Genomic DNA, 7,977 nt, shown 5'->3' with positions numbered 1-7,977 from the left:
ACAGGGAAGTGTTCGTAGAGGCTGCGCCCAGGGGGGGTTTTCCGCTCCAGTTGTCCCACCGTTCCCGAGCGGAGGATCACGGGCTCCAGGTTAAACTTTTCCGCCAGCTCACTGGCCCACTGCTCGCAGAGGTAAGGGGGACACAGGACGCAAAGGCGTCGGATCTCGCCGCGATCCCAAAGCTCTCTGGCTATCAGCAGGGCCTCAATGGTTTTGCCTACCCCCACGTCGTCGGCAATCAACAGCCGCACCGGATCTAGGCGCAGGGCCATGAGCAGCGGCACAAACTGGTACACCCGTGGACGGATGGAGATGCGGCCCAGGGAGCGGAAGGGGGTGGCTCCCTCCCGTAGGATTAGCCGGGCAGCCTGCCAGAGAAGGTAAGTGCTTGTAGCGTCGGAAACATTTCTGGCACTTGGCAGGGGAAATGAGGCAGGGGTAACCCGCTCAAAGGGCAGGGTACCTCCCACCAGATGCATAAGCCGCCGGTGGACGTGAACCCCCTCCTCAGGGGTGCCAGTCAGGGGCCGGAGCACCAGGACTTCCTCGGTATCCCCCGGGAGCACCACCCACTCGCGGTGGCGAAAGCGAACAACTGAGCCAGGCTGCATGGAACCCAAAAGGCGCCACGGAACAAGCTTAAACTAGCTGTTGTCCCAGTAGAATCAAGAAGAAGCCTCGCCCTACTGCTACGGGTTTGCCTGGGTGGGCAGTGGGCTTTGGCAAGCCAGGAGGGTGGGGAGGATGTCAATCTGGGCTGTTTTCCATGGCTAAGTCTTGCGAAACCCTGGAGCTCCGCGACGAGCAAAACCAGCCTCTCAAGTGCGAGGTGCTAAGACGGGTGGTCATTGAGGATCAGGTCTATGCCTTGGCCACCCCCCTGGATGCCGTCATCAAAGTGCTGGTGTGGGAGGAGGAGGCCGGGCAGAATGGAGATGCAGAGATGGAAGGGATCCTGGATGAGCCGGATCCCGAGGAGCTCCAGGCGGCTCTCCCCACCCTCCAAGCGGTTTTGGGGGAGTTGAACCTGACCCTGCAGCAAAACGGCTTTGACATCCTGACGGTGCAGGGAGAGCTGCCCCCCGTGGAAGAGGAAGATGTGTTTGAGCTGGGCGAAAGCGAGGAGGAAGCCCAGGAGTTCCAACTGTTGGCTACTTTCTTCCACCAGGACAAACAGTACGGCGTCTTTACGCCCCTTGAGCCGCCGCTCATTTACGTCGCCCTGCCCGACGAGGGGGATCCCTACCTGCTGGATCCAGAGGACTCTCCTGCTCTTTTCAATCAGCTTAGTGCGCTGCTCTTGGATCTAGACGAGGCGGGCGAGGATGAGGAGTAGGTGACGCCTCTCTCCCTGCGGCTTTGAGCCGCTGGCGGTGGCAGGGCGCCTAGACTTTAGCTCGCCCTAAGGAGCAGCAGGGATGCAACCGGTTGACCTGACCACCCTCCGGGCGGTGCTGGCGGATCTCAAACGGGCTGAGGCCGGCGGGGATCCCTTGCTGCCTGCCCGCGTGGAGTGGATCCAGCAGACGGATCTCTGGACAGTGGTGATTGGCCTGCGCACCCTCACGGCCCGGCCTTGCTTGCTCCTGTCTTGGCATCCCCAGGCGGCCCGAGTTCACCTCTGTCAGGCTCCCCCCAAGGAGGCAGAGGACTTCCCATTTGGCCAACACCTGCAGCGGCACCTGCGGGGCTTGGCCTTGACAGAGCTGGCGCTGCTGGACGAGTGGGAGCGGGTGATTGACTTTCGCTTTGGCCCTCGCCCTGGGGATCCCCCCCAACGCCACCTTTATCTCGAAGTCATGGGCAAGTACAGCAATGCCATCCTGGTGGACGAGGGGGGCGTGATCTTGGCCTGTGGCCACGGGGTCAGCGAGCGGCAGTCGCGGGTCCGCCCCGTGCAGCCGGGTCTACTTTACGAAGCTCCCCCTGCCCTCAGCGATCCCATCCCGCACCAAGCCGAGCCCTTCTCCCAGTGGCAGGAGCGCCTTGCCTTGATCCCTGGCCCCATCAGTCAACGGCTGCTGCGCGGCTACCGTGGCCTCAGCCGGCATTTGGCAGAGGCGATGTGCCTGCAGGCCGGGATCCCACCCCAAACCCCCAGCAACCAACTCTCGCCCCAGGAGTGGCAGGCCCTGTTTTTTTGGTGGCAGGACTGGCTGGCTCGGCTGGAAACAGGCCGGTTTGAGCCGGCACTCACCCCCCAGGGGTACACTGTTCTCGGCTGGGGGGGCTCCAGCGGGGATCCCGTTCAGCCCAACTTGCACCAGCTCCTAGAAACCTACTACCAAGCCCAGCTCAACCGCGAACGCTTTGAGCGGGAGCGGCAGCGTCTGGGGCAAAAGCTAGCTGCCCTGCTGAAAAAACTCCGCCAGCGGCGCGAGCACTTTGAGAAGATGTTGGCCGACTCGGCCCAGGCCGAAGCCTCCAAGCAGGCTGCCGATCTCCTCATGGCCCATCTCCACCTCTGGCGGCCAGGGCTGAGCTCGATTGAGCTGCCGGATTTTGCCAGCGGCCAGAGGGTCAAGATCCCCCTGGATCCGGAGAAAAACGCTGTTCTCAACGCCCAGGCCTACTACCGCAAGCACCGCAAACAAAAGCGAGCCCAGGAGGCCGTCCGACCTTTGCTAGAAGCTGTAGCGCAAGAGATCCGCTACCTAGAGCAGGTGGAAGCGTCCCTGCAGCAGCTAGAAGCCTACCGCGAGCCCCAGGACTTGGCCGTCCTCCAGGAAATTGAGGCGGAGCTGATTCAGCAAGGCTACCTAGAAAGCCCCAGCCGGCTAGAGGGATCTAGGCGGGCCTCCTCAGCCAGCTTCAACCCCTATCGCTTCACTAGCCCCAGTGGCTTTTCTATCTGGGTGGGGCGCAACAACTGGCAAAATGAGCGGCTGACCTTTCGCGTCGCCCAAGACCAGGACTGGTGGTTCCATGCCCAGGAGATCCCGGGCAGCCATGTGCTGTTGCGCCTGCCTCCAGGGGCGGTGGCCGAAAGCGAAGATCTCCAAGCGGCTGCCGACTTGGCGGCCTATTTTAGCCGCGGCCGCTTCAGCGAGCAGGTGCCTGTGGTCTATACCCGCCCCAAATGCGTCTTTAAGCCCAAGGGATCCCCCCCCGGAATGGTGGTCTACAAGCACGAGCAGGTGCTGTGGGGGCGCCCCAGCCGCGCTCAGTTGCTTGTGGAAAGCCTCCCAGCCCTGTTGTAGCCTCTACTTCGGGTCTACTACGGATCCCATAAACAGCAGCGTTTGAGCCGCCGGGTTGCCGCCGGATCCCGAGGCCACAATGGCCAACCAGAAGGGGCGATCCGCTACGAATTGGAAGGGCTCTTGCCGGTCGAGAGCGGTGCGCGAGACAAGCACGCCGGTGGCGGCTGCCGCCTCGGATCCCTCTTCGTTGACTTCGAGGGCCGCCTTGTGCAAGACTCTGCTGACCCGTGTCGGCTCTGGGGTCATCTGGCTGAAATCGGCCCGACGGGAAAAGGCGATCCCCAGGCCCAACTGCTGCAAAGCCGGCCCCAGATCGGTCTCGTAGGCCAGCTTAAGCTTGGGGATCCGCACCGAGCCGGGGCGGGTGGGCAGGGATCCCGTCCATTCTTGCCACGTTTCTGGGCTGAGCTCCTGCCGCAGGGCTTCTAAGCTTACTCCCGGTTTCGGCAGCAGGATCAGCAGGGCCAGCTCCCCTTCCCCATAGGGCAGGCGCACCACCTGGAGCTGCTTGGTCTCCCGGTAGCCGTAGCGGCCGGATTGGGCCATCATCGGCACTTGGACACGGCTGCCATCCGGGCGGGTGAAGGGCTGGGGCTCTGTCAGGGCCGGATCGAAGGGCTGGGTCCACTTTCCCCTGAAATAGATGGCGTTGAGCAAAACCATCCTGTCTTCACGGCCGAGGCGGTCCACAAGGCGGTCAATCTTGCCCTGGGTGCGCTCGGCTACCCAACGGTTGATGGCCTGCACCGTTTGAGGGGATCCCAGCTCCACCCGATTGGCCACTGCTTGGTAATAGGTAGCCAGGGCTTGCAAAAAGGGAGGCCGCAAGGTGAGGGTGGTATCGACCCAAAGACCGTTGGCCATTTGCACCTGGATTGGCCCTGCTGTTTGCGATCTTTCCGCCAGCCAGCGCACCATCTGAGCCTGGGTCCAGTTCAACTCATTGAGGGAGAGTTCCTGGGCCTCCAGGACCTTGGCCATTGCCGCTTGGGTCTCTCCAGCAGCGCCGTTGTACAGCAGGCTCAAGGCTAGGCGAATGCTCAAGGGGGAGAAAAAAAGGTTCTCTCGCGGCTGCTGCCGGAGCAAGTGATCGAAGAGTTTTAGCGCAAAGCGACTTTGGGCTTGCTGGGCCACCGCCTCTTCTCCATACCCTTCCCCGTAGGTCACGGTCGGCTGGAACGGGAGCCGCAGAGGGGTTTCCTGGGATCCCATCCCGTGCGTGGGCCAAAGGCCCAAGAGCAACAGGCCAAACAGAACCAAAAGCGGGATCTGGCTTGCCGAGAATCTGCTCATTCTTGGCTGGGGAACGACTCTGAGGCTATGGTATCGGGCTAGGGGTGGAGGGCTCCTGCCCAAACTGGCCGTTGTGGCTGCGCTTGAGGAGATCCCGGCCAAACTGGCCAAGGCTTTCCTCTAGTCCTCGTTCGCGACAGCGGTGCGGCCCAATTCCCGTCGGATTAGCAGCAGCAGAGCCAGCACCAAGGTCACTTCCGAGAGCAAGGTGGCCAGGGCTGCCCCTCGCCACCCCCACGCCGGGATCCAGATCCCGTTCAAAGCTCCATTCAGGACTAGGGCTGCCAGTTGTCGGCGGCTTCGCAGCTTTTGCAGGCCAGCGCCAGTGAGCAGATGAGACAGCAGCAGGTGGAGCCCTTCTAGCAAAATGACGGGACTAAGCCAGCGCAGGATGAGAGCTGTCTCTTGGTAGGCGGATCCCAGCAGCCAAGGAATCCCGTAGGATCCCAGGGCCACCCCCAGAGTAGCCAAGCTGCCATAGCCGACCACCCAGGGGAAAAGCTGGCGGGCGTAGCGGCAGCCCTGCGGCAGGCCCTGCTGACCCTGGCGGCACAGCTCGGCAAAGTGGCTAGTGAGCAGCGCAATCATCGGCGTTTGCGAGAAGTTGATGACCCGGTAGGCGGCGCTGTAGAGCCCCCCTGTTGCGCTCGAGGCCAGGCGAGGCAAAAGCAGCTTGTCTAGGTCGGCGAAGGTTTTTGCCGCAGCCAGCCCTACGGCAAAGTCCCAACCTGCTCTCAGCCGTGGCCCTACCTCTTGCCAGTCCAGAGCCGCAAGAGAAGGAGCGCACCACCGCCGCATCCTCCAGCTCATTGCCCCCAGCACTGCCAACACCATTAGCCCGTAGAGGATAGCCCATTGGGTCAGGGATCCCCAGCCCAAAACCATCGCCAGCAGCACGGCGCTAACCCGCCCTAGGGCCATGCCGGTGTCGATGAAGGCTACCCCGGCAACTTGCTCTTGCCCAATGAGGATCCCCCTGTACACTTCGGGGAGGGCAATAAACAGCAGGTCGCTCCCCAGCAGGATGCCCACCTCAAGGGGGGAGATCCCGACCAGCCAAAGGCTCAGCAGAGGTGTTAACAGCAGCACTATCCCGCCGCAGCCCAGTCCGACCAGCCACAAGCTGGGAGCGATCTCCTGGGCAGATGCTGCGGCTCCTCGGCCGCTCAGGCGCTGGATCAGAAGTTCTGACTGGCCCCAATAGCCAAAGGGGGCAGCTAGATTGCTGCAGGCCAAGATGGCGGAGAACACCCCAAATGCTTCTGGGCCCAACAGCCGCGCCAACAGGACGAAATAGGCTCCAGACAACCCTAAGCGCAGGCCATTGCCCAGCATCAGCCAGGCTGCCTGGCGCAGTCGGTGCCTTGCTTTTCCTGGACGAGGCCTGCCAAAGCTAGAGATACTGAGTAGATGCTGAGGCTGTCCGCCTAGCTGCATCAGCGGGCCCCAAGGTCGGCTCCCATTCTTTTTCCGGCAGTTTTTCATGGCCAAACTTTACCCTGTTGCTCCTGCCCCACCCAGCTCCAGCGCCTTAGGGGAGCGGAAGCCTCAAGCCTTGTTTTCCCCCCACTCCAAGCCGGCCGTACTGCGACAAGTCCTTCCCCCACCGCCGTCCCCTAGCCCCCCTTGCCTGGGATCCCCCCCGGCCAAAACAGTAGGCCAAGGCTATCGAGCCCTTGCCTTGCTCTTGCTGGCTAGCGGGTTGCTGTGGGGAGGACTGGGATCGCGGCTGGCCTACCTGCAACTGGTGCGTGCCCAGTACTACCGCCAGTTGGCCGACACCAACCGCATTCGCCTGTTGCCCCAGCCGCCGGAGCGGGGACGCATTGTCGATCGCAACGGCGTGTTGCTGGCCGGTAGTCAACTGTCCTACTCGGTCTTTCTCTGGCCGTTGGTGCAGTCGCGGCAGGGTTGGCAGGAGACGATCCCCAAGCTGGCTCAGTACCTAAACCTGGACCCCAAAGAAATTGCCCAAAAACTGGAGCAAGCAGGTTATCGCTCCCCATTCCCTGTGCGCATCCTGCGCAACGCCAGCCCCGAGGTGGTAACTCGGCTGGAGGAGAGAAGCCGGGAACTTCCAGGGGTGATGGTGGAGGCGGAGACGGTACGCTTCTATCCCCACGGCAGCTTGGCTGCCCACCTGCTGGGCTACACTGGCGAGATCCCCCCAGAGCAGCTGCGAGCCGATCCCAGCTATCGCCTGGGGGACATTGTCGGCCTGATGGGGGTGGAGGAACTGTTTGAGAGCCATCTGCGCGGCCAGGGGGGTGGGCGCCAGGTGGAGGTGGACGCCGTGGGAAAGGTGCTGCGGGTGCTAGGCGAACAGCCTCCTCAGCCGGGCAAAACCCTGCAGCTGACGCTGGACGTGCGACTGCAGCAGGCGGCAGAGCGAGCCCTGGGCCAGCAGAAAGGAGCAGTGGTCGCCATGGATCCCCGCGACGGCTCGATCCTGGCTATGGCCAGCTATCCCACCTTTGATCCCAACCTCTTTTCTGGCCGCATCACCCAAGCGCAGTGGGAGAGCCTGCAAAAGCAGGATTTTCCCTTCCTCAACCGCGCCCTGCGGCCCTATCCCCCTGCTAGCACCTACAAAATCATCACCACTGCCGCCGGGATTGAATCGGGGGTCTTCCCTCCCGATACGGTGCTGCAGACGGCTCCCTACATTAGCGTAGGCGGGTGGCGCTTCTGGGAATGGAACCGCGTCGGCTTCGGGCGGCTGAACTACCGTCAGGCGATAGCCTACAGCAGCGACACCTTTTTCTACCAAATTGCTCTAGGCACCAAGGCCGCCCCCTTGCAAGAATGGTCGCGCCGCTTTGGGTTAGGCCAGCCTACCGGGATTGGCCTCAAAGGGGAAGCTGCTGGGCTGGTGCCCGATGCCGCGTGGAAACAGCGCCACTGGCGGGAGTCTTGGTACGTGGGCGATACGGTCAACATGTCCATCGGGCAAGGATTTGTCACCGCCACGCCGCTGCAGATGGCAGTGGTGACGGCAGCGGTAGCCAACGGTGGCTGGCGGGTTCGTCCCTTGCTCTCCCAGCAGGTGATCCCGGAAAGCCCTGTGCCCCTGCGACAGAAGGTGGGCCTCTCCCCTGCCACCCTGCAGATCCTGCAGCAGGGGTTGCGGGATGTGGTAGTTTACGGCACCGGCGGCAACGCCAACCTGGGCCCAGGCTTTCCTCCCGTAGCAGGCAAAACTGGCACCGCTGAGGATCCGCCGCGGCGCTCCCACGCCTGGTTTGTCGGCTACGCTCCCTACGATCGGCCTGAGTTGGTGGTCGTGGTTTTTCTAGAAAACAGTGGCGGCGGGGGTGGATCCCGGGCAGCCCCGATCTTCCGCGAGGTGATGCGGGCCTACTTCCAAAGCAACTAGTGATACCCCAGCTCCACCCTTTGCTAGGAGAGCATTAGCATGATCTCAGTGCTACCTTTGTGTTCAAAAAATTCTGCTCTGCTCCTCGATTGGGTTAGCACGAGG

General features: G+C 62.6%; 6 protein-coding genes. 3 read left to right on the top strand and 3 right to left on the bottom strand.

Features of this window, described 5'->3' with window-relative positions; genetic code table 11:
* The coding region (locus NW814_RS08785; protein ID WP_414405996.1) for an SNF2-related protein at window positions 1-611 on the bottom strand (611 nt) is incomplete at its 3' end.
* A gap of 155 nt (window positions 612-766) precedes the next feature.
* On the opposite strand from NW814_RS08785, the gene NW814_RS08780 reads away from it, so the two are divergent.
* Together NW814_RS08780 and NW814_RS08775 are read left to right on the top strand one after the other, a co-directional pair.
* Entirely contained in the window at window positions 767-1,336 is a 570-nt protein-coding gene (locus NW814_RS08780; RefSeq protein WP_414405995.1) for a DUF3727 domain-containing protein, read from the top strand.
* Between the two features lie 82 nt (window positions 1,337-1,418).
* Window positions 1,419-3,200 (top strand): NFACT family protein, encoded by a 1,782-nt coding sequence (locus NW814_RS08775; RefSeq protein WP_414405994.1) that lies wholly within the window; start codon window positions 1,419-1,421, stop codon window positions 3,198-3,200.
* Window positions 3,201-3,203: 3 nt separating this feature from the next.
* On the opposite strand, the gene NW814_RS08770 is transcribed toward NW814_RS08775, so the two are convergent.
* On the bottom strand, window positions 3,204-4,496 hold the full coding sequence (locus NW814_RS08770; protein ID WP_414405993.1) for a serpin family protein: 1,293 nt from the start codon (window positions 4,494-4,496) through the stop codon (window positions 3,204-3,206).
* A gap of 120 nt (window positions 4,497-4,616) precedes the next feature.
* On the bottom strand, window positions 4,617-5,831 hold the full coding sequence (locus NW814_RS08765; RefSeq protein ID WP_414405992.1) for a lipopolysaccharide biosynthesis protein: 1,215 nt from the start codon (window positions 5,829-5,831) through the stop codon (window positions 4,617-4,619).
* 148 nt (window positions 5,832-5,979) lie between these two features.
* On the opposite strand from NW814_RS08765, the gene mrdA reads away from it, so the two are divergent.
* Entirely contained in the window at window positions 5,980-7,872 is a 1,893-nt protein-coding gene (gene mrdA, locus NW814_RS08760) for a penicillin-binding protein 2 (RefSeq protein WP_414405991.1), read from the top strand.
* Window positions 7,873-7,977: the final 105 nt, after the last annotated feature.

Origin of the sequence: Synechococcus sp. R65.1 (assembly GCF_047461755.1) — a bacterium.
Lineage (GTDB): Bacteria > Cyanobacteriota > Cyanobacteriia > Thermostichales > Thermostichaceae > Thermostichus.
The sequence above is the reverse complement of the archived record's forward strand: the minus strand, read 5'-3'. Positions and strand labels throughout refer to the sequence as shown.

What these genes read in the sequence shown, in the direction of transcription:
- NW814_RS08780 (WP_414405995.1), top strand. Translation starts at nt 767, where the DNA reads ATGGCTAAGTCTTGCGAAACCCTGGAGCTCCGCGACGAGCAAAACCAG.
- NW814_RS08775 (WP_414405994.1), top strand. Translation starts at nt 1,419, where the DNA reads ATGCAACCGGTTGACCTGACCACCCTCCGGGCGGTGCTGGCGGATCTC.
- NW814_RS08770 (WP_414405993.1), bottom strand. Translation starts at nt 4,496, where the DNA reads ATGAGCAGATTCTCGGCAAGCCAGATCCCGCTTTTGGTTCTGTTTGGC.
- NW814_RS08765 (WP_414405992.1), bottom strand. Translation starts at nt 5,831, where the DNA reads ATGCTGGGCAATGGCCTGCGCTTAGGGTTGTCTGGAGCCTATTTCGTC.
- mrdA (WP_414405991.1), top strand. Translation starts at nt 5,980, where the DNA reads ATGGCCAAACTTTACCCTGTTGCTCCTGCCCCACCCAGCTCCAGCGCC.